Source organism: Streptomyces sp. NPDC027663 (assembly GCF_055566415.1).
In genome coordinates this window covers 696,959-723,004 of record NZ_JBVHSK010000003.1, presented here as the reverse complement: position 1 = coordinate 723,004, position 26,046 = coordinate 696,959, and the positions used below count along the sequence as shown (strand labels likewise).

The 26,046-nt window shown below is 68.6% G+C and carries 21 protein-coding genes and 1 pseudogene; 16 read left to right on the top strand and 6 right to left on the bottom strand.

What is annotated here, in order from left to right; translation table 11 throughout:
• The first annotated feature begins 138 nt into the window (after positions 1-138).
• From ACZ4SF_RS12555 to ACZ4SF_RS12535, 5 genes are all read left to right on the top strand, one after another.
• Positions 139-1,632, top strand: coding sequence for a DEAD/DEAH box helicase (locus ACZ4SF_RS12555; protein ID WP_468382102.1), 1,494 nt, complete (start codon positions 139-141; stop codon positions 1,630-1,632).
• Positions 1,633-1,678: 46 nt separating this feature from the next.
• Positions 1,679-2,083, top strand: coding sequence for a CBS domain-containing protein (locus tag ACZ4SF_RS12550; RefSeq protein ID WP_468382099.1), 405 nt, complete (start codon positions 1,679-1,681; stop codon positions 2,081-2,083).
• Positions 2,084-2,133: 50 nt separating this feature from the next.
• Positions 2,134-2,442: an SCO5918 family protein gene (locus tag ACZ4SF_RS12545; protein WP_468382096.1), complete on the top strand. Its 309-nt coding sequence runs from the start codon at positions 2,134-2,136 to the stop codon at positions 2,440-2,442.
• 318 nt (positions 2,443-2,760) lie between these two features.
• A complete protein-coding gene (locus ACZ4SF_RS12540; RefSeq protein ID WP_468382092.1) occupies positions 2,761-3,099 on the top strand; it encodes a MerR family transcriptional regulator in 339 nt (112 codons plus the stop codon).
• Positions 3,100-3,341: 242 nt separating this feature from the next.
• Positions 3,342-3,545, top strand: a complete 204-nt coding sequence (locus ACZ4SF_RS12535) for a cold-shock protein (RefSeq protein WP_030212004.1) — start codon at positions 3,342-3,344, stop codon at positions 3,543-3,545.
• A 265-nt stretch (positions 3,546-3,810) separates the two neighbouring features.
• Here the strand turns inward: ACZ4SF_RS12535 and ACZ4SF_RS12530 are convergent, their stop codons facing one another.
• Positions 3,811-4,371: a hypothetical protein gene (locus ACZ4SF_RS12530; protein ID WP_208299294.1), complete on the bottom strand. Its 561-nt coding sequence runs from the start codon at positions 4,369-4,371 to the stop codon at positions 3,811-3,813.
• A 454-nt stretch (positions 4,372-4,825) separates the two neighbouring features.
• On the opposite strand from ACZ4SF_RS12530, the gene trhA reads away from it, so the two are divergent.
• Complete coding sequence (gene trhA, locus ACZ4SF_RS12525) at positions 4,826-5,413, top strand: PAQR family membrane homeostasis protein TrhA (RefSeq protein WP_468382090.1); 588 nt, start codon at positions 4,826-4,828, stop codon at positions 5,411-5,413.
• Positions 5,414-5,873: 460 nt separating this feature from the next.
• Here the strand turns inward: trhA and ACZ4SF_RS12520 are convergent, their stop codons facing one another.
• On the bottom strand, positions 5,874-7,559 hold the full coding sequence (locus ACZ4SF_RS12520; protein WP_468382087.1) for a ribonuclease J: 1,686 nt from the start codon (positions 7,557-7,559) through the stop codon (positions 5,874-5,876).
• An 854-nt stretch (positions 7,560-8,413) separates the two neighbouring features.
• Between ACZ4SF_RS12520 and ACZ4SF_RS12515 the strand changes: the two genes are divergently transcribed.
• Positions 8,414-8,818, top strand: a complete 405-nt coding sequence (locus ACZ4SF_RS12515) for a hypothetical protein (RefSeq protein ID WP_310771165.1) — start codon at positions 8,414-8,416, stop codon at positions 8,816-8,818.
• Between the two features lie 304 nt (positions 8,819-9,122).
• Here ACZ4SF_RS12515 and ACZ4SF_RS12510 read toward each other — a convergent pair whose 3' ends face one another.
• Both ACZ4SF_RS12510 and ACZ4SF_RS12505 read right to left on the bottom strand, forming a co-directional pair.
• On the bottom strand, positions 9,123-10,241 hold the full coding sequence (locus ACZ4SF_RS12510) for a fatty acid desaturase family protein (protein ID WP_468382084.1): 1,119 nt from the start codon (positions 10,239-10,241) through the stop codon (positions 9,123-9,125).
• 7 nt (positions 10,242-10,248) lie between these two features.
• The gene (locus ACZ4SF_RS12505) at positions 10,249-11,304 is read right to left on the bottom strand and encodes a ferredoxin reductase (RefSeq protein ID WP_468382081.1); all 1,056 of its coding nucleotides are present in this window, start codon (positions 11,302-11,304) and stop codon (positions 10,249-10,251) included.
• An 87-nt stretch (positions 11,305-11,391) separates the two neighbouring features.
• Here ACZ4SF_RS12505 and ACZ4SF_RS12500 point away from each other — a divergent pair, with 87 nt between their 5' ends.
• The 4 genes and pseudogenes from ACZ4SF_RS12500 (at position 11,392) to ACZ4SF_RS12485 (ending at position 17,884) form a co-directional block, all read left to right on the top strand.
• Entirely contained in the window at positions 11,392-12,531 is a 1,140-nt protein-coding gene (locus ACZ4SF_RS12500; RefSeq protein WP_468382079.1) for a PucR family transcriptional regulator, read from the top strand.
• 754 nt (positions 12,532-13,285) lie between these two features.
• The gene (locus tag ACZ4SF_RS12495) at positions 13,286-13,630 is read left to right on the top strand and encodes a hypothetical protein (RefSeq protein ID WP_468382076.1); all 345 of its coding nucleotides are present in this window, start codon (positions 13,286-13,288) and stop codon (positions 13,628-13,630) included.
• Positions 13,631-14,659: 1,029 nt separating this feature from the next.
• Positions 14,660-15,580: pseudogene (locus tag ACZ4SF_RS12490) on the top strand (IS110 family transposase); the annotation flags it as partial.
• Positions 15,581-16,156: 576 nt separating this feature from the next.
• A complete protein-coding gene (locus tag ACZ4SF_RS12485) occupies positions 16,157-17,884 on the top strand; it encodes a CocE/NonD family hydrolase (RefSeq protein WP_468382074.1) in 1,728 nt (575 codons plus the stop codon).
• 523 nt (positions 17,885-18,407) lie between these two features.
• On the opposite strand, the gene ACZ4SF_RS12480 is transcribed toward ACZ4SF_RS12485, so the two are convergent.
• Together ACZ4SF_RS12480 and ACZ4SF_RS12475 are read right to left on the bottom strand one after the other, a co-directional pair.
• Positions 18,408-18,737, bottom strand: coding sequence for a hypothetical protein (locus ACZ4SF_RS12480; RefSeq protein WP_468382072.1), 330 nt, complete (start codon positions 18,735-18,737; stop codon positions 18,408-18,410).
• A gap of 1,305 nt (positions 18,738-20,042) precedes the next feature.
• Positions 20,043-20,495, bottom strand: coding sequence for an STAS domain-containing protein (locus tag ACZ4SF_RS12475; RefSeq protein WP_468382069.1), 453 nt, complete (start codon positions 20,493-20,495; stop codon positions 20,043-20,045).
• Positions 20,496-20,557: 62 nt separating this feature from the next.
• Between ACZ4SF_RS12475 and ACZ4SF_RS12470 the strand changes: the two genes are divergently transcribed.
• The 5 genes from ACZ4SF_RS12470 to ACZ4SF_RS12450 all read left to right on the top strand — a co-directional run bounded on the left by ACZ4SF_RS12470 (position 20,558) and on the right by ACZ4SF_RS12450 (position 26,019).
• Positions 20,558-20,722 carry a hypothetical protein gene (locus ACZ4SF_RS12470; protein WP_468382066.1) on the top strand — a complete coding sequence of 55 codons (165 nt, stop codon included), beginning with the start codon at positions 20,558-20,560 and terminating at the stop codon, positions 20,720-20,722.
• Between the two features lie 630 nt (positions 20,723-21,352).
• Complete coding sequence (locus tag ACZ4SF_RS12465; protein WP_468382063.1) at positions 21,353-21,943, top strand: isochorismatase family protein; 591 nt, start codon at positions 21,353-21,355, stop codon at positions 21,941-21,943.
• Positions 21,944-22,925: 982 nt separating this feature from the next.
• A complete protein-coding gene (locus ACZ4SF_RS12460) occupies positions 22,926-24,026 on the top strand; it encodes an IS110 family RNA-guided transposase (RefSeq protein ID WP_468382060.1) in 1,101 nt (366 codons plus the stop codon).
• Positions 24,027-24,058: 32 nt separating this feature from the next.
• The gene (gene pcaDC, locus ACZ4SF_RS12455; RefSeq protein WP_468382058.1) at positions 24,059-25,348 is read left to right on the top strand and encodes a bifunctional 3-oxoadipate enol-lactonase/4-carboxymuconolactone decarboxylase PcaDC; all 1,290 of its coding nucleotides are present in this window, start codon (positions 24,059-24,061) and stop codon (positions 25,346-25,348) included.
• A 35-nt stretch (positions 25,349-25,383) separates the two neighbouring features.
• On the top strand, positions 25,384-26,019 hold the full coding sequence (locus tag ACZ4SF_RS12450; RefSeq protein WP_468382055.1) for an MBL fold metallo-hydrolase: 636 nt from the start codon (positions 25,384-25,386) through the stop codon (positions 26,017-26,019).
• Positions 26,020-26,046: the final 27 nt, after the last annotated feature.

Sequence of the window (26,046 nt, the reverse complement as noted above, 5' to 3'; positions counted from 1 at the left end):
CTCATTTCAGCACGTGCGCCCCGGAGATTTCCGCCGGCCAGATTGCTTTCTTTTGCTACCGGTCCATACTTGTAATTCTCCATGCCGCTCATCGCTGCGGGAATTCCTTGATATGTGCCACATCGAGGAAGGTTCCGCATGAACCGCACACGTACGACCGACCGCTCCGCCCGCACCCGTCAGGGCGGTGCCGACGCGGGGAAGGTCGGCAGTCGCTTCGGCTCCGCGGCACCGCGCCGTTCCGGCGGGCCTGCCCGTTCCGGCGGTTACCGCCGTCGGCCCGCCCCGGTGCAGGGTGAGTTCGCGCTGCCCAGGACGATCACCCCCGCGCTGCCTGCCGTTGAAGGTTTTGCCGATCTCGGTATGCCCGAGCAGCTGCTGGCCGAACTCGGCAGGCAGGGCGTGACCGTGCCGTTCCCGATCCAGGGCGCGACGCTGCCGAACTCCCTGTCGGGCCGTGACGTCCTGGGCCGCGGGCGCACCGGTTCCGGCAAGACCCTCGCCTTCGGCCTCGCCCTGCTCGCCCGTACCGCAGGACGGCGTGCTGAGCCCCGCCAGCCGCTGGGGCTGATCCTCGTACCGACGCGGGAGCTGGCGCAGCAGGTGACCGACGCGCTCACTCCGTACGCCCGCTCCGTCCGGCTGCGGCTGGCCACGGTGGTGGGTGGGATGCCGATCGGCAGGCAGGCGGGCGCGCTGCGTGGCGGGGCCGAGGTCGTCGTCGCGACCCCTGGCCGGCTCAAGGACCTCATCGACCGTGGCGACTGCCGGCTGAACCAGGTGGGCGTCACGGTGCTGGACGAGGCCGACCAGATGGCCGACATGGGATTCATGCCGCAGGTCACCGCGCTGCTCGACCAAGTGCGTCCGGAGGGGCAGCGGATGCTGTTCTCCGCCACCTTGGACCGCAACGTCGATCTGCTGGTGCGCCGCTATCTGACCGACCCCGTCGTGCATTCGGTCGACCCCTCGGCCGGTGCGGTCACGACGATGGAGCACCACGTCCTGCACGTCCACGGCGCTGACAAGCACGCCACCACGACCGAGATCGCCGCTCGCGACGGTCGGGTGATCATGTTCCTGGACACCAAGCACGCCGTTGACCGGCTGACCCAGGACCTCCTCAACAGCGGAGTACGGGCCGCCGCGCTGCACGGCGGCAAGTCGCAGCCGCAGCGCACGCGCACGCTGGCGCAGTTCAAGACGGGGCACGTCAGCGTGCTGGTAGCGACCAACGTCGCGGCGCGCGGCATCCACGTCGACAACCTCGACCTCGTCGTCAACGTCGATCCTCCGACCGACCACAAGGACTACCTCCACCGCGGCGGCCGTACCGCCCGCGCCGGCGAGTCCGGCCGTGTCGTCACCCTCGTCACACCGAACCAGCGCCGCAGTATGGTGCGCCTCATGTCGGACGCCGGGATCCGGCCGCAGACCACCCAGATCCACTCGGGCGACGAGGCCCTGCGCCGGATCACCGGCGCCCAGGCCCCCTCCGGCATCCCGGTCGTCATCACCGCACCGGTGGCCGAACGCCCCAAGCGCAGCGCCACCTCCCGAGGCCGGCGCCGCCCCTCTTCGAAGATCCGGCGCGCGCCCGTACGCAAGTCCGTCTTCGGCGCGGCGGCCTAGGACCTTCGTGATCAGAAAGCCGGTCCATCTCTGCAGGAGGCACCTTTTGACGCTGATTCAGACGCAGCCCCGCCCGGCGGACACCAACCCCGTGCACAGGACGGCGGAGGAGGCCGTGGATGCGGCCGGACCGCAGGTCTGTGACGACATGAGCGTCGAGGTGGCGCTGGCCCTCATGGCCGCAGCCCGCACGAGCCGACTGGTCGTCTGTGACCTGGACGACCAGCGCACCGGCCTGGTCACCCGGGCCGACCTCACCACCGTCCGCGACAGCTCCGCCTACACGGACCGCGTCCGCCTGCGCGACATCCTCGGCGACCACGGCTCGTTCCCCTCCCCCGTGACCACGATGGCCGAAGCCGAGCACGCGATGCGCACCCGTGGGCTCGGTGGCCTGCCGGTGGTCGACGAGCAAGGCAGCGCCCTGGGCGTCCTCGCCCTCTCCCGCTGAGCCGCCGCACCCTGGCCGGACCGTTCTCCCCTTCTCCCTTGTGAGGCCCCATGCGCTGCGTCATCGCCCGCTTCCCCTTCGAGCTCACCAAGGGCGGCGTGCTGGAATCGATGAAGGGCATCAAGCCCGAACCGGTCACCGGCGCTTCCGTGATCATTGGCCGTCGTCACTATCCCGTCAAGCAGGTCGGCCAGGTCGTCACGCGACAGGACCGCCGTGACTTCAGCGCCGTCGAAGTCCTGCGGGCCATGACTCAGCTCGGCTTCACCTGCCGCGCCGTCCCCAGGACCGCGCCCCCGGGCGTTCTCAGCCCGATGCAGCACGCCTCCTCGATGCTCGGCACCCCCGTTCCCGTCTGACCTGGGGAACACGCACGAACCGACACCTGAACAGCAGCGTGGGCCCTACCGGTACGCCGGTCGGGCCCACACTGCGTGCAGCCGGTTCCCGTCGCCGTCGCCCAGTATCTTGCACCCGGGTACCGCAGGACATCGATAGTGAGGTGGTCTCCGGTCAAGCAGTCGCGATCCCCGCGCCCCCGACAGCAGTTCGGTCGGGTCTGCGGAAACTAGAGGGCCGGTGCAGTATCAGGGCCGGCAGATGGTGTAGTAGTTCCTTCGGGGCCCTGGTGCCGGTACGGCGCCAGGGCCCCTCGACGCGTTCCACAGAGAGGTGCAATGACAGCAGACGACACGTTCGGCCGTCTCGATGACGACGACTACCCCGCCTACACCATGGGCCGGGCCGCCGAGATACTCGGCACCACACAGGGTTTCCTCCGCGCCGTCGGCGAAGCCCGCCTCATCACCCCGCTGCGCTCCGCAGGCGGCCACCGCCGCTACTCCCGCTACCAGCTGCGCATCGCCGCCCGCGCCCGGGAACTCGTCGACCACGGGACCCCCATCGAGGCCGCCTGCCGGATCGTCATCCTCGAAGACCAGCTCGAGGAAGCCCAGCGCCTCAACGCCGAATATCGCCGTGCCGCCGAATCAGCGAACCCAACGGCAGCAACATGAGATGAGCGTGCCCGTCAGCGTCGGCGGGCACGCACGCACGGTCTCGTGTCGGCGTGATCATTTCCCTCTGGTGACGCGGCGTGTGGGCGTGTAGCGTCTGCGTCAGCTGTCGTGGTTCGGAATTCCCTCTTGCCCACGCCTCTGGTGTGGGCGTTTTGCTGTGCTGTGCCGCAGGGACCAGGGCGATCACCTCCGTCTGCCACATGGAGTGGTAGGCGTTCATCGACTGGAAGGCATCAGACATGGCAACGGGAACTGTGAAGTGGTTCAACGCGGAGAAGGGCTTCGGTTTCATCGCCCAGGACGGCGGCGGCCCGGATGTCTTCGCGCACTACTCCGCGATCAACTCCACGGGATTTCGTGAGCTCCAGGAGGGCCAGGCCGTGACGTTCGACGTCACCCAGGGCCAGAAGGGTCCGCAGGCCGAGAACATCACCCCGGCCTGACCTCACAGACCCGCCCGAGGGAGCGCGCACACTGCGTCCGGTGAGCGCCGCCCGTGTGGGCTTTGCCGCCCACCGGGCGAATTGCCTGCTCTCGTGCAGGGCGTGCACAGGGTCAGGGGCCGCGCAGCCATGGCTGCGCGGCCCCTGACCTGTTGAGACGGGTGTGGCCTCGGCCGAACTTCCTGACCTCAGTTGCTCGAGCGTCGTCCGGTGCGGGCGCCGCATGCCCTGCGCCTCTGTGCGCGCAGTTTGGAGCAGTAGACGATCAGGTGCTCGTCCAGGCGGCGAGGAAGGCTTGCCGTCCAGCCGGATCGTCCCATCTGCGGTCCGCATGCAGAACGCGCCAGGCGGTGAGCTCGAGATCTCGGAGCCACAACTCGCCGATGACCTGTGTCTTGAGGTCGGGCAAATGGTCGGATTCGGCGAGGGCTTGACCGATCACCTCCCCGGCCGCCACGCGCTGGGGCGGAGTCATCTCATCGACGGCCGAGAGGATCTGCCTGGCCAGGGCGGTTCCCTCTCCTTCCAGAGAACGCAGCACCTGAGCCTTCATGTTGACCGGTAGCAGGTACGCGGTGCCCGATGACCTCCACAGGTCCGACCAAAAGCGTTCTCCTGCCTCAGTGGGGGCAGGCAGCGCGGCCAGCAGCCCGAGGAGATGACCGGTGGCCGCATAGCCGTCGGAGTGGGCCGCTGCGACGACTGCGATGCCGGCGACGCCCTCCACATCGAGCCGGCCGGCCTCGAGATGCGGAGCCAGGTCCAGTTGGTGTTCCAACTGGTCTGCGAGGGCGGTGGATACGTGAGGGCGGACCTCAGGAAGCATCGGCGATCCTTGCGCGTAGGCGAGCGGAGATGCCCGTTCGGAAGCCCTGATCTTTCCCATGGCCGGCCGTTCTACTCGGCTTGGGCAGGCCCAATCGGCGGGAGGGTCGACGGGGCTGGAGTTCACGCGGTGGCGAGCCGGCCCGGGCCCGGCGATGGCCCTGGGGTCCTGGACCGACCTTTTATGAATGCTGCCGGAGTGAGGTCTTTTAGCATTACCGCATCGCTGCCAGTGACGCCCCGTCGCCCGAGGGAGAACGAGAAGCTGTGTCCCGTGATGCCGCTGAAGTCGGTCACGTCGCCTCAGCGCGTGGAGAGCGCCGTGAAGACGGGCTACCCGACGGATCGCAAGGCGGACACGCAGGGGAGAAGGCTCACTCGGTCTCCGCCCTCGCGGAGTGGGCGGCCGACCTCGCCGAACCGATCAAGCCTAGCGTGGCTGGCTTCATGCCGGAATGGTCCCCGCCGCACTGATCGCGGGCGTCGTACTCGTCTGCCTGGCCCGTACTCCGCAGGCAGTCCTGGCCTGCGCCGTGTACTCGGTCACCGCCTTGCTGCTGTTCGCAACGAGCGCCGTCTACCACCGCGGCACCTGGGGACCACTGGGCGAGGCTCTTCTACGACGACTCGACCACGCCAACATCTTCCTGATCATCGCCGGCACCTGCACCCCCCTGGCCGTGCTCCTCCTGCGGCCTGAACAGCGTTCCATGCTGCTGTGGATCGTATGGACTGGGGCATTGGCCGGCATCGTGTTCCGGGTCCTGTGGGTCGGAGCTCCGCAATGGCTGTACACCCCGTGTTACCTGGCCCTTGGGTGGGCGCCGGTGCGCTACCTGCTCGACTTCCTGCACACCGGCGGAGCAGCCGTAGTCGTCCTGATCGTTGTCGGCGGTCTCCTCTACAGCGCGGGCGCGGTCGTCTACGCCCTGCAGCGGCCCGACCCCTCACCCGGCTGGTTCGGCTACCACGAGGTCTTCCACGCCCTGACCGTGGCAGCCTTCACCGCGCACTACATCGCCATCTCCCTGGCCACCTACTGACCGCGACGGCGTCCGGGCTTGCGCCGCTGTTCACACGCGTTGCCGCGTGCTGCACCGCGAACGGGCCAGGCGGTGGCCGAGGCATAGGTCCGTAGCTGATCCGCGACGGAGGAGCATCGAGTTCGAGGCGGAAGGCGCCAGGGAACGGCGAGGCCAGGACACCGACCTTCCGCGCCACAGGGTCGGTGTCCTGGAAGCGGTCTACGTCGACACGACCACGGACCAGCCCGGCTTGGCGACGGTCGCGCTCGGCCTGCCGATCCGGCACCGGCTGGTGTTCGCCCTCCGGGCGACGCGACTGTCGATCCGGGGCATCTGAAGGTCGCTACGAACAAGGAGCAGGTCGAAATGGCGCCCTCGATCGACACGGACAGAGAACCAGGGGCGCGGTGACGAGTACTGCCTCGCTCGCCGCTGATGCTTCCTCCAACTTCCTTACCGGAAACCGTGCCGCCGGGGCTCAGGCGTCGATGATGACGGGGATGATGAGGGGCTTGCGGCGGTGGGTGCGGAAGGCCCAGTTCGCCACGGCGCGGGCGACGAGTTGTTCGAGTTGGCGGGCGTCCCCGACGCCTTCCTCGGCCGCGGTGGCCAGGGTCTTCTCGATGACGGGGATGACGGGCTCGAAGGTGGTGTCGTCGTGGACGAAGCCGCGGGCCAGGAAGTCGGGGGGCTCGGCGAGGGCGCCGGTGTCGGCGTCGACGATCGCCACCACCGTGACGACGCCTTCCTCCGCGAGGGTGAGTCGGTCCTTGAGGGATGCTTCGGTGGCGCCGCCGACTTCCATGCCGTCCACGTAGACGTTGCCGGCGGGGACCTTGCCGGTGATGGACGCGCGCCCGTCGACGAGGTCGACGACGACGCCGTCCTCGGCGATCACGACCCGCTCGGGGTCGACACCGGTACGGATGGCGAGGTCGGCGTTGGCCCGCAGGTGGCGGAACTCGCCGTGCACGGGCATGACGTTGCGGGGTTTGACGATGTTGTAGCAGTACACGAGTTCGCCGGCGCTGGCGTGACCGGAGACGTGCACCTTGGCATTGCCCTTGTGCACCACGTGGGCGCCCCACCGGGTCAGGCCGTTGATCACCCGGTAGATGGCGTTCTCGTTGCCGGGGATGAGGGAGCTGGCGAGCAGGACGGTGTCGCCCTTGCCGATGCGGATCATGTGGTCGCGGTTGGCCATCCGTGACAGCGCGGCCATCGGTTCGCCCTGGGAGCCGGTGCACACCAGAGTGATCTTGTGGTCCGGGAGCTTCTCCAGCTCCTTCGTGCTCACGACCAGACCGGAGGGGACCTTCAGGTAGCCCAGGTCACGGGCGATGCCCATGTTGCGGACCATCGACCGGCCGACGAAGGCGACCTTGCGGCCGTGCTGGTGGGCGGCGTCCAGGACCTGCTGGATGCGGTGCACATGGCTGGCGAAACTGGAGACGATGACCCGGCGCGGCGCGGTGCGCATCACCTGCTCGATCGCCGGGTTCAGCTCACGCTCGGAAGTGGTGAAGCCGGGTACTTCGGCGTTGGTGGAGTCGGTGAGGAACAGGTCCACGCCCTCCTCGCCGAGGCGGGCGAAGGCCCGCAGATCGGTGATGCGGTCGTCGAGAGGGAACTGGTCCATCTTGAAGTCGCCGGTGTGCAGCACCATCCCGGCCCGGGTGCGGATCGCGACCGCGAGGCTGTCGGGGATGGAGTGGTTGACCGCCACGAACTCGCAGTCGAAGGGGCCGAAGCCGCGGCGGTCGCCCTCGCGCACCCGCACGGTGCGCGGCCGGATGCCGTGTTCCTTGAGCTTGGCCTCCAGGAACGCCAGCGTCAGCTTGGAGCCGACGACGGGAATGTCGGACCGCTCGCGCAGCAGGTACGGCACGCCGCCGATGTGGTCCTCGTGGCCGTGGGTGAGGACGACGGCCACGATGTCGTCCAGCCGGTCCCGGAGCGAAGTGAAGTCCGGCAGGATCACGTCCACGCCGGGCTGGGTCTCCTCGGGGAACAGCACGCCGCAGTCGACGATGAGCAGTTTGCCGGCGTGCTCGAAGACGGTCATGTTGCGGCCGATCTCACCCAGGCCGCCCAGGGCGATGACCCTCAGCCCTCCTTCGGGCAAGGGTGGGGCCGCTTTGAGGTCGGGGTGTGGATGACTCATACCTTGACGTTACCCGCAGAGCGGAACGAGATGATCTGTTGCCTGTGTGATCTCTCTTCGACGGCAAGAGCCTGCAGACGGGGCCAGAGGGGGCTTCCGAGTGGGTGTGCTGCAGCTCCGCCGGTGGCACTGCACCCCCTGGGGTTCTCCTCCAGTGAGCACTTGACGCGAGGGCGTAGTGATGACACACGCCTGCGGTAGATGCGACGGCAGCGGCACCGTCCGTCTCGACAGCGGCACCCGGTGAGATCACCTCATACCCACGGCAGCGTTCGTTGAGGGCCTCTGCGTGGACCGGGGAGGCCGCTCGACCGGGTTGCGGGAGCATCCGTCGTGCACCGGGTGGACGCCCTGATCGGCCGGCCGACGCCGTGCCGCATCCGAACGAAGTGGCCTACGGCGCGGGCCGAAGGCTGGGAGACGGATGTGGCTAGCCTGAAAACGCGCGACCGAGGCGCCGCGGCGCCTCGCCCTGGCGGTTCGTTGCCGCCGGATCGGAGACGGCGACGACTTCCGCGCGGCCATCATCCCCCTCGATGGGACCGCCCAAGCCCTTCCAGGGTTTCGACGTCGCCGAGCTGCAACATTGCCTTCCTCACCCCCTACTGAAGGTATGCGCGGCCGCACAGACGACGGTTCGCCGACCCGCTGAGTTCGCCATCGTCGCAGTCCCACGACCGGTGGTTCTCGGCCCTTCCCGCTGAGCCGGCTGACAACGGCAACGTCTCGCACTTCCGGCGCGAATGTACCGTTCCGCGAAGAAAGGAGCGTTCACATTTCGCTCGAACTCCCCCGAGCTGTCATCTGCGCGCCTATCCTGCTGTCCCACCAAGGCATCACCATCCGGGGGGATCGTGTCCGACACGTTCAGGCCCAAGCCCGCGCTCAAGCGCTGTGCGGTATGCCGCCTGCCGGTGGCCAGGAAGAAGCTCGTCTTCGCCGCGGACGGACAGCCGGTGCACCGCGCCTGCCAGTCGGCCACGGACCGCTCGCCGACCCGTTCGGCGGCTCCGCCCGGTCTCACCCGGGCGCCGAAAGACATCAGCCGCGCCGAACTCCTCAAAAAGATCGAAGCGTTGCGGAAGCGCGACGCGAAAATGAAGCCGGGGGCCGCGAAGGTGCAGCCCGCCGACCGCCCCAAGCAGCCGACAGCGCCCCACCGCGGCAAGCGGCCGGTCCCCCCGCCCCAGCCGTTCTACGGTGTGGAGATGAAGTTCATCAACGGCCGGTGGGTGCAGATGCACCCTGACTCCGAATAGTGGCTGCTCGTCATGTCGGGCCGGTCCGAGGCACGGCCTGCGTCCGGGTGTCACGCGCGAACGTGAGCGTTTGAGACCAGCCATTCGTGCAGGTGGCCTGTCGGGTTTGCCCCCCGGAGAAGCCTGCCGCGTTGTGACGCTCCAGCACCTCGCTGGCCGCCCCGAACACCGCAAGAGCGCTCTGACCTTTCTCCGTGCCTCCTGACGTGTTTTCGATGACGCATCACGCGGAGTGCGTGGCGATTCTGGAGCCTGCGGACAAGGGCGCCTGACCTCGGGTTCGTGAGCCAGGCGTTTGTGACAATCAGGCGGCGACGAGCTCCTGCTCGCGGTCCGGCGTCTTGACGTTGGGCTTCTTGTTCGGCAGCGAGAGCCGGAAGACCTTGCGCCACGCGGAGAACACCTGTTTGGGCAGCGGTCCGGTGACGTACTCCAGCTCGTACTTCTCGAACAGCGCGCGCACCTTCACAGCGACCTCGGCGTACCGGTTGCTCGGCAGGTCCGGGAACAGGTGGTGCTCGATCTGGTGCGAGAGGTTGCCGGTCATGAAGTGCATGGCCCTGTTGCCGCTGATGTTCGCCGAGCCCATCATCTGGCGCAGGTACCACTGGCCGCGTGTCTCGCCCTTGATCGACCGGCGCTCGAAGACCTGCACGCCCTCGGGGAAGTGCCCGCACATGATCACCGAGTGGGACCAGATGTTGCGGACCAGGTTCGCGGTGAACGTGGCGGCGAGCGTGGGGAGGAACGACGGGCCCGACAGCAGCGGGTGGATCACGTAGTCCTTGAGTACCTGCTTGCGGATCTTGCGGCCCACGGCCTTGGCCCGCTCCCGGAACTCCGGGTTCTTGCGGCGGCGTTTGTGCAGGTTCTTGCCGAGCTCCAGGTCGTAGGCGGCGATGCCGTACTCGAAGAAGCAGGCGTTGATGAAGTTCCACAGCGGCTGGCCGAGGTGGAACGGGTGCCACTTCTGGTCCTCGTCGACGCGCATGATGCCGTAGCCGAGGTCGTTGTCCTTGCCGATCACGTTGGTGTACGTGTGGTGCAACTCGTTGTGCGAGTGCTTCCACTGGTCGGCCGGCGAGACGTGATCCCATTCCCAGGTGGTGGAGTGGATCTTCGGGTCCCGCATCCAGTCCCACTGGCCGTGCAGGATGTTGTGGCCGATCTCCATGTTGTCCATGATCTTCGCCACGGACAGACCGGCGGTGCCGAGCAGCCACGCCGGCGGGAAGATCGAGAACAGCAGCATGCCCCTGCTGACCAGCTCGAGCTTGCGCTGCGCCGAGATGACCTTACGGATGTAGGCGGCGTCTTTCTCCCCGCGGCCGGCGATCACCTCGTCGCGGATCGCGTCCAGCTCACGGCCGAGGTCCTCGATCTGCTCCGCGGTCAGGTGGTCGGTGGGGTCGATGGCGGTCAAAGTGCTCCTACCGTTCGATGTCGCAGGGGCCCGCTGCGGCGGACACGCAGGTCTGGATGAGGACGCCCGGCTCGGCCTCGGTGATCTCGCCGGTGCGCAGGTCGCGGACGGCGCCCGCCTTGAGCGGCGTGATGCAGCCGAAGCAGATGCCCATACGGCACCCGGACGGCATGAGCACGCCGGCCTCCTCGCCGACGTCCAGCAACGGCGTGGCACCGTCCGAGTCGACGGTCTTGCCGGTGGCGCTGAACGTGACCTCGCCGCCGTCGCCGGCGACGACGATGCTGGGGCGGAAGCGTTCGGTGTGCAGGCGCACTTGGACGCCGTGCCCGCTCCAGTGCTCTTCGGCGGCGTCAAGCAGGCCCGCGGGCCCGCAAGCCCAGGTCTCGCGCTCGGCCCAGTCGGGCACGAGTTCGTCGAGACGGGCGATGTCGAGCATGCCGTCCGTGTCGGTGTGCACCTCGATGAGCCGCAGCTTCTCGTCCGCGACCAGATCGTGCAGTTCGTTGCGGAAGATCACGTCCTGCGCCCGTGGCGCGCAGTGGACCATGACGACGTCGTCGAACTCGATGTCGCGCAGCATGCCCATCACGGGCGTGATGCCGCTGCCGGCCGTCAGGTAGAGCACCTTGGCGGGCTTGGCCGGCGGCAGCACGAAGTCACCGGTCGCCTGGTCGAGCTGGATCAGCGTGCCCGGTTTCGCCCTGCGGACCAGGTGGTTGCTGACCTTGCCGTCCGGGATCGCCTTCACGGTGATCGTGACGCGGCCGTCCTGGCGGTTCGTCGGCGAGGTGATGGAGTAGGCACGCCACAGGCGTACGCCGTCGACGTCGACCCCGATCCGCACGTACTGACCGGCTGTGTGGCCGCGCCAGCCCCGTCCCGGCCTGATCACGACAGTCGCGGCGTCATCCGTCTCGGGGTGCACGGCCTCGATGCGCCCCCGCAGGTCGGCGCCCGCACGCAGTGGGCTGACCAGGTCGAGGTAGTCCGACGGCAGCAGCGGCGTCGTGACCATCTCCAGCAGTTTCCACGCCCTGCTGCGCAGGGCTGCACTCGTCATGACTCCAGCTTGCTGCGTCTCAGGGCGTAAAGTCCTGACCGTAGGACGTGAATCTGGTGGGTGGAATTGTTCGCAGGGAATAAAAACGTGAGTCGTGTAACCCAGAGGGCCAGCGAACTGGCCCTGGATGAGACGACGGTCACCGCACTTCGGGCCGCGCTGAAGACCACCGCCGACGAGGTCGTCCAGGCGATCATCGACGAGGTCCCTCCCTACGCCAACGCCCTGTCGGGCCACATGGGCGCCACCATCCGCCGAGCCGTCCGCACCGCCCTGGGGCACTACCTGGACCTCGCGAGCGGGAACGCCACGGGCGGCGACGGCGGTGACGCGGCCTACGAGCTGGGCCGCGGCGAGGTGCGCGACGGCCGTTCGATGGACGCCCTGCTCAGCGCCTACCGCGTCGGCGCCCGCGTGGCCTGGCGATGCCTGGCAGCGGGCGCCGTGTCCGCAGGTCTGCCCGCCGCCGAGGTCGCCAAGTTCGCCGAGCTGACCTTCGCCTACATCGACGAGCTCTCCGCCGCGAGCGCCGCGGGCCACGCCGACGAACTGGCCGCCCGGGGCCGGGCCCACGAGCGCCACCTGGAACACCTGGCCCGCGACCTCCTCGCCGGCGCGAGCCCGGACGTGCTGCTGGCCTCTGCTCAACGGGCCGGGTGGCAGCCTCCGGCTTCGCTGACGGCGGTCCTGCTGCCCGCCGCCCAGGCCCGGCCTGCCTACCGCGCGCTCGACCCGAGCACCCTCGTCCTGGACGATCTGCCGGACGCCACCGGTGTGCTGCTCGTCCCCGATGCCGACCGATCACATCTCTTGCGGCAGCTGACCGACCGCACCGCCGTGGTCGGCCCGGCCCGGCCATGGACGCGTGCGTCGGCCTCGTACGCACGAGCCGTACGCGCGCGCTCCCTCTCCTCTGATATTCGCGACACCGAGGACCACCTGCCCGAGCTGGTGCTGAGCGCCGACGCGGACGCGTTCGCAGACCTGCGTACCCGAGCCCTCGCACCGTTGCGGACCTTGCCCGTCGCGACCGCACGGCGGCTGGAGGAGACGTTGCGGGCGTGGCTGCTGCACCAGGGCAGGCGGGACGAGGTGGCGGCGGCGTTGTTCGTCCATCCCCAGACAGTCCGGTACCGGATGTCGCAGCTGCGGGAACTGTTTCCGGATCTCGCATCGCCACACCGGGTCCTTGAACTGACGCTGGCGGTCGGTCTTCGGGCCAGTTGACGCGTACTTCGACCGTCCACGAACGCCCGGTGGATCCCGGCATCCTGCCCGGTGTCTACCTGGACGTCCTTGCAGCCGGGACGATTCGGGTGAGCGACGCGATCCAGGTGCAGCAGGTCGGCGGACAGGGAGCGTTCCACCACGAGATGCCCACCTGCCGATCCGTCAGGCCCGCGTCTGGCACGACCAGCCACACCCGGTCGCGACTGAGCGGGAGTTGGCCGAGGAGGACGCCGGTCGCGTCGAGCACGGTGTTGGCGAAGGCTGGAGCGACCGGGTTGAGAGGGCGGACTGTCGGCCGTGAGGCCCGTTTGACTCCCTGGGCACCCACATGCATGACGATGGGCCAGGAAATGGGATCTGACCTCGGGTTTTCCGAAGACCGCTCAGGTCGACAACTTTCCGATGGACCCACCAGGTCGGTGTGCCGCGATTGCACCGGTCGCGATGAGCTCCTGAACTGCGGTTGTGGGCGCACAATGTGCGGTGCGGGCGTTCAGTAGGTGGGACCGTAAGGGCTCCAGTGCCCGAGGAAGGGTTTCAGGTCGTCGGCTTGTGGCTTGGGAATGTCGGGCAGCCGGGGCGGTGTGTTCAAGGGGGCGAGGCGCTCAACGGTGGCCGCTGCCCAGCTGATCCATTCCTCGGCGTCGGTTCTGGCCTGGCCCGGAGGCATGGCCTCGACTCGCGTGCGTACGGTGCTCACGTATTGGGTCAGTCGGGTGGCGTGGCGCCATGCCGCTTCCTGAGCTTCTAGGTGCCTGACGCGGTACGCCTCCGCGTACCGGATGCGGGCTTGTTCCATGGCGGCTTCCCAGCGGATGCGCTTCTGGCGTGCCGCTTCGGCCTCGTCCTGGCGTCTGCGTTCGGCGGCTTCGCCGCGAAGCGTGACCTCCTGTGCGATCTCGGGGAGCTGCTCTTCGAGGGCGCTGCCGGGAGCGTCGGCCCATTCGCTCGCCCGGTGTGGCTGGCCGCCGCTGAGGATGAAGCGAAGGCGCTCGGATGGGGTGTAGTCGAAGCGGGGGATTCTGACCCAGGAGTGCTTCTTGGCCTCGGCGAGTTCCTTCTCGGTGGCGACGTGCTCGGCCCGGTGGTGAAGTGAGGATGTGTCCTGCGGCGGCGATGAGACGGGGGTGCGTAGCCGGTTTGCCCGGCCGAGCAGGTGTGTCCTTCGGCCTCGGCGGTGGTGATCAGTGCCTGGATGAGTCGTAGAGCGCGTCCTTGGACGGGCTTGGTCAGGCCGAGCGGCTGGCGTTCGTTCTGCATGGCCCGGACCACGGTGTGGGGCCGAGTGAGTCGGGCGGGCACGGTGACGGGTTCGAGGACAGCAAGACACCAGGCGGGGATGTCGACGAGTTTGATCTCGTACCCGTCGCGGCACCAGTTTCCGTACAGCTCCTTCGCCTCCGGAATCCGTCCGGATCTGCGTGCGGCGGCGACGCGGGACGGCCACTTCTCCAAGTCAGGACCGCTGCCGCTCTTGACGATTCGGCCGCCGGCCTCCGCGAGCTCCTGTAACAGCTGCTCCGTGAGCGTCACACGAGGATGTGAGGCAGGGCTTGGCTTCCGCTCGGTGGCCGGAGATTCCTGCGCTCGGGTGGACTTAGGTCGCGGACCGGAGGCCTGGGTCTTCCGCGGGCGTGATCCGTGGGGAGGGTAAGTGCCGTGCGCCAGGTAGTGCCGACCGGCGCTTGTCAGGGCGACGCTCCACTGCCCGGCCTTCCGGGAGACCGTCACCAGGCCACGGTTGTGGAGTGCCTGGCAGGTGGTCTTGTAGGAGCTGGTGTTCCATACGCCGGCAGGGCACCCGGCTCCCACCCACTGCAACACCGACAGCTGCCGCTCATTGACCCGCCGTTCCAATGGTCCGCCTTCGACTCGAAGTGACGCACGACGGCGGCATGGTGCCAGTTCCGGTGGTAGGCGACCGGTGCTTCGAGTCAATTCGCTCGAACGAGCGGGCTGACGTGGCTGGAAGCCGGTTGGGCCGAGAACCGTAGGTGGGTGCCTGTCCTACGGCGGGGTCTGACTCCTGAGATCTCTGACCGAGGTGTCCTGATCACACTGTGTCGACCGCCGGCCAGGGGACAGCGCATTGTTGGTCTCGGGCTGATGGACGTGTCTCGATACCCTGCTGGGGTGGGCCAGGGCGTCGGGTACGGTGCGCCGGGCCGGAGTGGAAGGGACCGGTTCCTTCGGAGCTGCCCTGTCCCGCTACCTACTGGCCCAGGGTGTGGACGTTTTCGATGTGAACCGGTTCGACCGGGCCGACCGCCGTCGGCGCGGCAAGTCGGACCCGCTCGATGCCGAGAACGCGGCTCGGGCAGTGCTGAGCGGGCGGGCGCGCGCCCAGGCCAAGACGGGCGACGGGCCGGTGGAGATCGCCCGGATGTACAAGCTGGCCAAGGATTCGGCGGTCAAGGCCCGCACCCAGGCGATCAACCAGCTCAAGGCTGTCCTCATCCGTGCCGATCCGCAGCTGAGGGAGGAACTGGCCGGGCTGGGCAACGCAGAGCTCTTCCGCACTTGCGCAGGGCTCGTCGACGACAGCCTGAACCATGAGACCGGCGAGGGGGCCGTGCTCCATGCCACCCACGTGACCCTGGGTCTCCTGGCCCGGCGCATCAGGCAGCTCAGCGAAGAGGTCAAGGACCTGGAGGGCCGCCTGACCCGGCTGGTGGAACGCCACGCTCCCCAGTTGCTTGAGGTAGTGGGCATCGGTCCGGACACAGCCGTCACTCTGCTGATCACGATCGGGGACAACCCGGAACGCCTGGGCAGTGAGGCGTCCTTCGCGGCGCTGTGCGGGGTCAGCCCCGTCGAGCGCTCCTCGGGCAGTCGGCAGTACCGTCGCCTCAACCGCGGCGGCGACCGGCAAGCTAACGCAGCCCTGCACCGGATCGTGCAGACCCGCCTGCGCGTCGACCCGCGCACCCAGGACTACTACGAACGTCGCAGCAAGGAGGGCAAGACCCGGCGCGAGATAGTCCGAAGCCTCAAGCGCTATGCGGCCCGGGAGGTCTTCCACCTGGTCAGACCTGTGCAGTCGTAACCTCCGTTATAGGGGCAGTGTGATACGGCGAGACCCCGCTGTCGTCCGTCCTGACAGGACTTTGAGCGGAGCCGTGAGACGACGAAGCCGCACCGGAGCGCTCCGGTGCGCTTCGTCGTCTCACGGCTCCGCTGACGCCACGATGCGGTGGGCGCCTCATGCAGTCTGTATTCCTGTGACGCTTCCGGGAGCGCCTACTTTGCGATTGCACTGCCGGGAGGTCCATGCATTCCGTCAGTGCGTTGCCAGGGCCTCCTTTGTACCGTCCGGATGCGCCACGCAACCAGCGCACCTTTGAGACGGTTCTGGGCTGGCTGTAGTGGACACCTCAGGCGAAGCTGAACGCCAGCCCTTCCTCGACCCGCTCTCTCCAGTAGTTCCAGACGCACAGGGTCATCTGGAGCCTCCGGCCTTGCGGATCTTGTTCGGGGAGGACATGCGCCCAGGTCGAGCGTGGTGTCGACCCGCAGCCCCGCCTCGAGGGGGCGGGGGTACGGGTGGGTGGCAGGTGGCCCGCCACTCGTTCGGGTGGTGGCCGCGATGTGCTCGCCGGAAGAGATCGCACGAGCGCTGAACATGTCTCTGGCATTCCCTCACACCCGCGTCGAGAAAGGCGGCATCTTCATGCCGGTCAACGGATCCACGGAAAACCCGTTTGCTCTCAGCCCCGACGACGTCGCCCGGCTGGAGGCCATCCGGGCGGCGCTGCTCGACCCGTCATCGCGCCGGATCGGCATGCTCGACCAGTGGGGCCTCGCCGACACCTACGAGGTCCAGGCGGAGGTCGCCGAGTATCGGGAGTTCCCGATCGCCATGGCGGACGGGACCCGCATCGACGCCGGACTGAGCATGCCGCGCCGCCTCGCGCCGGGGCAGACCTGCCCCGCCGTCGTCATGCCCGCCCCGCTGAACGACCTCGGCCGCCTGGCCTACTTCGGCACCATCCCGCGCTGGACGCTGGGCGGCTACGCCGTCCTGACCTACAGCCAGCGCGGCTTGGCCCGCTCCGAGGGCGAGATCCAGGTCGCCGGACCCCAGGACGTCGCCGACGGTGTCGAGATCCTCAACTGGCTCACCGCGCTGGAAGGTGTCGACGCCGACCGGATCGGGTGCTTCGGCGCCTCCTACGGCGCCGGGACCAGCCTGCTGCTCGCCGCCAAGGACCCGCGCGTCAAGGCCGTCGCCGGCGCCAGCGCCTGGGGCGACCTGTTCACCTCCCTCTTCGAGAACGGCACCCGGCACGTACGGGCGTTCGAGGCACTGGTGGCACTGTTCCACGAGGAGCGCTGCTCGACGGAGTTCCGCAATGTCATCGCCAAGATCCGCGACAACGTCATCGACGACGAGGTCAAGGAGTTCGCCCGGCTGCGCTCGCCGATGCAGCACCTGAAGACCTACAACGAGCGCCGGCTGCCGATCCTGATGACCACCTACTGGCACGAGACGATCTTCTCGGTGCCCGCCGTCATCGACTTGTTCACCCAGCTGCAGGGCCCCACATCGCTGCTGGTGCAGATCGGCGACCACGGCAACGGCGAACTGCCCGGCCTGTTCGGCGCCATCTCCAAGCCCACCGAGATGACCTACCGCTGGATGGACCACCACCTCGGCGGCAGCGCCGGCGACGGTGCGAAGCCGCACTTCGGCATCCGCTCGGAGTACATGCACAACCTGCTGTCCGACCTCAGCCACCGCGACTGGGCCGACTACGCGCTGCCCCCGCAGCGCTTCCACCTCGGCGCCGTACCCGACGGCCAGCAGGACGCGCCCATGGCACAAGGCCAACCACAGCCGGGCTGGACCCGCTCCCTGCAGCCCGCCGGCCAGGACACCGGCATCGTCGTCGCCCCCAAGCTCGTCCAGACCGGTCTGAAAGAACGTGCGGGACTGCCCCACATCTACCGGACCGCCGACATCAAACGCGACGTCGCCGCCATCTGGACGACCGCGCCGCTGGAGCACCCCATGCGTGTCCAGGGCGACCTGGATGCCAGGCTCACCGTGAAGCCGCAGACGGACAACGCGACCTTCGTCGCCTACCTCCTGGACTGCAACCCCCGCACCGGCCGCGCCGCCATCATCACCCACGCCCCCTACACCCTCACCGACCAGCAGGCCACCACCGTCACCTTCCGCCTGCAGCCCGCCCACTACGTCCTGGGCAAGGGCCGCCAACTGCAGCTCGTCATCACCGGCTACGACCCCTTCTTCGCGGACGACACCACCATCCCAGCCGCCCTCGAGATCACCTCTCCGCAAGGCGACGAGTCCTACCTCGACATCCCCCTCGCCCCGCTGCCATAGCACCCAGCCGCACCCCGGGGGCAGAAGGCGCCCACAGGCACTCCCCCTGCCCCCGGGTCCCTGCGGTGCTGCCCACCCGCCGCGGGCCGGCAGCACCACTTTGCGCACGCCGTTGGCCGCACTGGAAGGAACGGGAACGGCGAAGCCCGCAGGGTCGACTCGCCTCGTGGTTTCCTTACACGGCTGGCCGTCGGCCTGTACTTCGCCAACGGCCAGACCAAGGTCTTCCTCGCCGCCATCGCGGGCGTCGCCGCGGCGCTCTCCGCCTTCCTCAACCGCACCTGCCTGCAGATGTACAGGCCCCGAGCCGGCTCATGCCGAAACGGTCAGTGCGAATCGACTTCAAACACCCAGTGAGATCACCGCAGATGGTCAGGACGACCCCCGATAAACGATGAGATTGGGATCGACCGGGACCCTCCAGTACTCGTCGTTGGCGTACTGAGGGTGCTCCAGGCTCAGCGCGTTCCAGGTGCCTCCGTCGCCGAGGGGGGTGCTGGTCTGCCTCAGGACGGTGGATTCGTCATCCCGGGGGATGGATGGAAACCGTTCCACGCGGCGCCCAGCCAGGCTCCGCCCACAGCTGGAACTGCTGCTTCGTGGCGCTCGGACTGCACGGCGACAGGGTGACAACCCACGGGCCATAGCGGTCCCAGTCGCCACCGGCATGGGGCTTCGGGCTGCGGGTCCAGCAGGTGTTCTTGGTGGTGCTCTGGATGCTGTAGTACCTGCCGTTCTCGCGCGGGGTGAAGGTCCAGCTTCTGTCCATCGAGCCTGGCCAGTACGAATCGGTGAACGCGGCGAGCACCACGCCGGCGTTGCCGTAGGTGCCGATGTGCCGGTCGGTGCTCACGCTGCGAACTTCGCCGGTGCCGCCGGACGGATCAGCCGAGGCGGACGCGGCAGCACCCAGAACACCGCTCAGCGTGGCACACACCGTAGCTGCAGCGACCGCCGTACGGCGCCACAGTCGATGGCTCGGGGAGACGATCGACGGGGCCCCTTGGCGTGGAGAAGCAGAACGCACGGCATTCCCTTTCGGTTGATTGCGTCGAAGCAGACAGCGCTCCCTACGCGATGCAAATGGCATACATGCTGATACATGCTCATGAGGGGTGGCCGCCGCCCGATCACGTGATACTCGCCCGGCAGGGGCTGCTTTACCTAGGAAACCTGGATAACCCACCTAACTGGGCGCTTCAGGCTGATCCTCGCTGACCGTTTCGCCATCACAGCGGCTCCCGGATGACGGGCACGGGAGGCATCAAGGCGTGCTCAGGTGGGCCCGTGAGCCTGCACCAGCGAGGTGGACCTGGAGCTCTACCGCTACCGGAACAGCCCGCGCTACGAGGACCCGCAGACAGTGTGCCGCGACTGCGACGAGCCCCTGGAGTAGCCGACGGATCCACTCGTCCTGCACTTCACGGAGCAGGACCTCGCCGATGTCCGTGACACCGCAGGGCACTGGTCGCAGACGGCCGGCCTGTCCCTCGTCGACACACCGACTGGTTGCTGGCCGTCAACGAGGCCACCGGCATTCGGTGCGGCACGGCGGAGGACAGGGCATTCTTCGGTTGTGGCGCACGGCCGACACCCGCATCGCAGAAGGGAGGGACCGCGGACGGCTCACGGCGCGCTCGTCGGCCGACGCCGTCCCGATCCGCTATCTCCGGCCGGCAGCCGGGGCGTCTGGATGATGCACCAGCTGTGCGACCTGGTCGAGATGCGCACCCCGCCGTCGGGCCTGATCGTTCGTATGCACCTGGCGTCGGACTGATCGGTGCGCCGTGATGGACGCGTCGTCCCCCGCGACACGGCCGCCCTGGCATCGAGCGCTACCACGCCGAATACGTCCGGCAGACAGCGGATGCCGGGGATAAGGCGACACCATGACTCGCCATCCCGCGTGTCTTTCGTCAGCAGCACGTCGACAGATCGCGAAAATCCGAACGGCTAACTGAGGATCCCCTCGGCCGTCATGGACCTAGCACGTAAGGCCGATGACTTGCGCCTGTCGGTTGGCGAGATCGAAGTGATGCGCAGGCAGCTCGCTCGCGCCGCGGTGCCCGGGGAAGGGATCAGCTCGGGCCCGATACTCCAGCGGGAGGGCCGGGCCCGATCACTGGTACGAACCCCTTGGTGGGTCGGCGCGATCAGCTCAGGTTGGCAGGGGGTTGTGAGCGCTGTCGCAGGCCGTCGCGCTGCATCCCGATACTGGTCCCGCGCCGGTGGAGGCGGGGGTGATTGAGCCGTGCTCGCCTGTGCCGGTAGACGGGCTGTCGGTCATGGTGGTGACTGCTTCGGTGGCGGTGGCGTGGACCGGCAGGACGGCGTCGACACCGGTGAGGACGAGCATCCGCATAAGGCGGTCGGGGACGTCGGCGAGTCGGAGTGCACCGCCCGCCGCTTGGGCGGCGTGCCAGAGGCCGATGAGCGCGCTCAGACCGGCGGAGTCGCAAAAGCCGACCTGCGACAGGTCCAGAACCAGGTTCGGACACCCTTGCTGGACGATCTCCGAGGCTTCGTGGCGCAGGGTGTCCGCGGTGCGCGTGTCCACGTCGCCGGCGACGGTGGCGATCGCGAGGCCGGGACGGGGGGCAGCCTGCTCCACGACGACGTCATCAACCAGGATCCGCTGCGCCGCGGTCGGCCCGCTGCGACGTCCTCCACGCCGTGTACCGCTGGGCTCGCGCCATGCTCTGCGCGCGCTCCTGGGAGGGCCGCACAACCCACCTCGACGAACGGTTCACCACCACCCAGCCCGGTTGGCTGCACGCCATGTTCTGGGAAAGGGCCCTGCGCGAACGCGGCACCGCTCTCACAGTCGACGAGACGTGATGTGGTCTGAGCGGACCTTTGGCCCGAGCGTTGCCGCGGCGATGCGTGGCGGTCCGGGGGGCAGAGTGTGAACCCGGGACCGGACCAACGGGCGCACCAAGGTCGCGGCCTGCGCGAGAATCGTCGCGCAGTCACGAGGTGAGTCAGCCACTCGAACCCCTTCCAGGGGCCAGGTCATGTCCACGTCAGAATCCGGGTGCAAGCGGCCAGAGGGACAGGGAGTGACAACCGGCGCGCGATGCACACCCCCCGACCCGCTCCACTCCCGTGCACGACACACTGCGCCGCGCGCGCCCGGCTATTACCGGCCAGCCAGCACACCCGTAAGGACGTGGGCTCTGCTCTGCCCAGCTCCCACAGAGAGTGAGCTCTGCGGCTGCGGGGGCCCGTCGAGGTCGACTTCCTTGGCCGCACGGTTCCGGAGGCGGCTGATCGATCCGATGCGCCAGACGGCGGACAACCCAGAGGTGTGCCAGGTCCTTGAGTCTCGGCCAGGTGCTGCCCGACCCGCGGCTGGACCCTTTCACCAAGTGCGTCCCTATCGGGTGAGTACTGGCGAGTGCTGCGTCAGCCCACCGACGGAGGGAGCGACCATACCGGCGATGGGTTCTTCCGAGGGAAAGGGTCTCCGTGCGCCGTGCATTGATCGTTGTTGATGTGCAGAAGGACTTCTGCGAGGGCGGCAGCATCCCGGTGAAGGGCGGCGCGGGCAGGGCCGTGGCCATCGCCGACCTGGTGCGGCGCGCCGATGGCAGGTACGCGCACATCGTCGCCACTCGCGACCACCACATCGACCCGGGGGACCACTTCTCCGAGCACCCGGACTTCCAGAGCTCCTTCCCCGAGCACTGCGTCGTCGGCAGCGAGGGAGGCGAGTTCCATCCGGACTTCGCGCCCGCCGTCACCTCCGGTGACGTGCACGAGGTCTTCTACAAGGGGGCGTACTCCGCCTCGAAGAGCGGTTTCGAGGGCTCAACTGAGGACGGCACATCACTGGCCGACTGGCTGCGTGCCCGTCACATCAGCAAGCTCGACGTCGTCGGCATCGCTACCGACCACTGTGTGAAGGCCACCGCGCTCGACGGCGTACGAGCGGGCTTCGCCGTCCGGGTCCTGCTCGACTACACCGCCGGCGTTGCCGCCGATACCACCAGCACCGCGATCAGTGAGCTACGCCAAGCCGGTGTGGCGCTGAGCGGCAAGCCAGTCGTCCTCGCCTGAGAGCCACTGACGCCTTTTGCCGCGGGACCGGTCCGCACCGGGCGCGCCACCCGCGGCACGGGCCGATCGAGTCGGTCACGTGGATGCTGCCGGAGCCGGTGCTGTGCACTCCCGTACCCAGGCCGGCCCAGGCGGGAGAACTGCCGTGGACGAGTTGAGGCAGCCTCGCCTGTATCCCCCGGCGAGGGGGCTGTTGCTCATGACGCTCGTTGTACAGCGGGCCGTGAGATTGGCTCTGACCTGCGCCTTTCCGAACTTCGCCGAAGCTGACATCTTTCCGATGACTCATCATGTGGAATCAGCAGCCACACCGGCCTTCGGGGGGGCTGACTCCCGTGCCCGACCTCGGTGCTGGCAAGTCGCGGGCCGGAACGGGGACCGTGCTGCCGGACTGTGGCTCAGGCGTCGATGATGCCGGGGATGTTAAAGGGCTCCCGTTCCAGATGGGTCCGACGAGCTGAGCCCGGAGTGAGAGGGAGGGAGGAGCCGCATTGGGGGCTGAGGTTGGTGGCGATTCCGATGAGGGTGCCGTTCTGGTAGAGGGCCATTTTGCCGGGGCTGGGGTGTCCCAGATGGGCGCTCGGAAGGCGGCGACGAGGTAGGTCCCAGGTCTTGCCCCTGGCGACACCTGATCGTGCCGCTCGCCTTCGTGTGCTGTTGTGCTCGGCCGGGATCAGGTTCGCAGTGTTGCATGCAGGGGATTGAGCATGTCCTGCGGTTTCCCGGGCGATAGCGAGATGGGGGCGGGAGGATGGGTGGGTGCTGTCCCGGGCCCATGGCCTGACTCATGATAGTTCTGACCGAAGTGTCTCGATCACACGGTGTCGGCTGTTGGTCGGGGACGGTGCGTTGCCGGTGCCGGGCTGGCGGGGTGTGTCCCGATAGGGGCCTGTCGATAGCTGTGGCGTCCTCACGATTCTGACCGTCCAACGCGGCCCGGTACCGGCAACGCGATACGCCATCGGTCGGGAAGGGAACGGGCATGTGCAGTTCGACACTGCCCGGAACGACGCCTGTTGCGCGGGCCCGTCGTCGCCCTGTGGGGGAGGTGGTGCTGGGCGTGGACACGCACCGGGATGCCCATGTGGCTGCGGTGCTCTCCTTGGCGGGGGCGGTGCTCGCCACTGACGAGTTCCCGGCCACCGCGGCTGGATACCGCGATCTGCTGAAGTGGGCGAGGAAGTGGGGAAGCGTGGGGCGGGCCGGCGTGGAGGGGACCGGCTCCTATGGGGCGTCCCTCTCCCGCTATCTGCTGGCCCAGGGCGTGGACGTGTTCGACGTGAATTGGATGGACCGGGCGGATCATCGGCGGCGCGGTAAATCGGATCCGCTCGATGCCCAGAATGCGGCGCGAGCCGTGTTGAGCGGGCGGGCCCGCGCCCGGGCCAAAACGGGCGACGGGCCGGTGCAGATCGCGAGAATGTACAAACTCACGAAGGCGTCGGCGGTCAAAGCCCGCACCCAGGCCATCAATCAGCTCAAGGCCGTCCTCATTACCGCTGATCCCGCTTTGCGGGAAGAACTGGCCGAACTCGGCAATGCCGAACTCCTCCGCATCTGTGCGCGGTTCGCGGACGCGAGCAGTCGCGAGGAGTCGGTGCTGCAGGCCACGCGGGTCACGTTGGGCCTGCTGGCTCACCGAATTGGCCAGCTCTCCGAGCAGATCCGGGACGTGGAGACTCGTCTTGCCCGGCTCGTGGAATGCCACGCCCCGCAGCTGCTCGACGTGGTGGGGATCGGCCCGGACACGGCGGTCACGTTGCTGATCACGGTGGGGGACAACCCGGAACGGCTGGACAGCGAGACGTCGTTCGCCGCGCTGTGCGGTATCAGCCCGGTCGGGCGCTCCTCGGGACACCGGCAGTTCCGTCGCCTCAACTGCGGCGGCGACCGTCAGGCCAACGCCGCGCTCCACCGCATCGTGTTCACCCGCCTGCGGGTCGACCCGCGCACCCAGGACTACTACGAGCGCCGGATCAAGGAGGGCAAGACCCGGCGTGAAATCGTCCGATGCCTCAAACGCTATGCGGCCCGGGAGGTCTTTCACCTGGTCAGACAGCTACAGTCAGGAACCCGCTCATAGGGGCTGTCGTGAGACGTGAGATGGTCTGACGCGTGAGTGAGACACCACCGAACACCCTGCAATACCGCTTTGACGGGCCAGAAGACGCTCCGGTCCTGATCCTGGGTCCCTCACTGGGTACCACATGGCACATGTGGGACCGCCAGGTGCCGGAGCTGGCCAAGCAGTGGAGGGTCTTCCGGTTCGATCTGCCCGGTCACGGCGGCGCCCCGGCCCACCCGGCGGGTTCGGTCGCCGAGCTGACCGCGAGGCTGCTGGCCACGCTGGACGCGCTCGGCGTGCAGCGCTTCGGCTACGCGGGCTGTGCGCTGGGCGGCGCGATCGGCATCCAGCTGGCCCTGCTGCACCCCGAGCGGGTCGCCTCGCTCGCGGTGGTCGCGGCCTCGCCGCGCTTCGGCACCGCCGACGAGTTCCGGCAGCGCGGGGTGGTCGTCCGGACGAACGGGCTCGAACCCATCGCCCGGACCGCGCCCGAGCGCTGGTTCACCGGCGGGTTCGCCGCCGCGCAGCCCGCGATCACCGAGTGGGCCGTACAGATGGTGCGCACCACCGACCCGGGCTGCTACATCGCCGCCTGCGAGGCGCTGGCCGCGTTCGACGTGCGGGCCGAGCTGGGCCGGGTCGGCGTGCCGACGCTCGTGCTCGTCGGCTCCGACGACCAGGTGACCGGGCCGGCCGAGGCCCGCACGCTGGTCGCCGGCATCCCGGACGCCCGGCTCGCGGTCGTCCCCGGCGCCTCCCACCTGGTGCCGGTCGAGCAGCCGGCCGCCGTCACCGACCTGCTGGTGCGCCACTTCTCCACCGCCTGGCAGCAGCAGTTCGACACCGGCCAGACCGCCCTCCCGAACGTCGCCGCCGTCCCGGTTCCGGCCGCGCCGCCGCAGCCCGCGCCGGTCGCCGAGATCGCCCCCGCGGTCGTGGCGGCGCAGCCCGCGGGGCATGCCGACCGGTACGAGAGCGGGCTGAAGATCCGCCGTGAGGTGCTCGGCGACGCACACGTGGACCAGGCGCTCGCGCGGGCCGACGAGTTCTCGGGTGACTTCCAGGAGTTCGTCACCCGCTACGCCTGGGGCGAGATCTGGGACCGGCCGGGCCTGGACCGCCGTACCCGCAGCTGCATCACGCTGACCGCGCTGGTCGCGGGCGGCCACCTGGAGGAGCTGGCGTCCCACACCCGGGCGGCCCTGCGCAACGGGCTCACCCCGCACGAGATCAGGGAAGTACTGCTGCAGGCGGCCGTCTACTGCGGGGTACCGGCCGCGAACAGCGCGTTCCGGGTGGCCCAGCAGGTCGTCCGGGAGGAGACCACGCCCGCCGGATGAGACACGGGCCACCGGGTTCGGCAGGATGGGGAGGCATGAAGCTCACGAAGAAGTCCCACGCCTGTGTCCGCCTTGAGAAGGACGGGCGGACGCTCGTCATCGATCCCGGCGGGTTCAGCGAGCAGGACGCGGCGGCCGGCGCCGACGCCGTCCTGGTCACGCACGAGCACCCGGACCACTTCGACGAGGGCCGGCTGCGGGCCGCCCTGGAGGCGAACCCGGCCGCCGGGATCTGGACCCTGAAGTCCGTGGCCGACCAGGTCGCGGCGGCCTTCCCGGGCCGCGTGCACACCGTCGGCCACGGTGACACCTTCACCGCCGCCGGCTTCGACGTGCAGGTCCACGGCGAACTGCACGCGGTGATCCACCCGGACATCCCGCGCATCACCAACGTCGGCTATCTGATCGACGGCGGCAGGGTCTTCCACCCCGGTGACGCCCTCACCGTCCCGGACCACCCGGTGGAGACCCTGCTGCTCCCGGTGATGGCGCCGTGGAACAAGATCTCCGAGGTCATCGACTACGTCCGTGAGGTCGGCCCGCAGCGCGCGTACGACGTCCACGACGCCCTGCTCACCGACCTGGCCCGCCCGATCTACGACCGCCAGATCGGCGCGCTCGGCGGTACCGACCACCAGCGGCTCAGCCCCGGGGCGTCGGCGGAGGTCTGAGCGCAGGGAGCGGCGTTGTCGGACCCG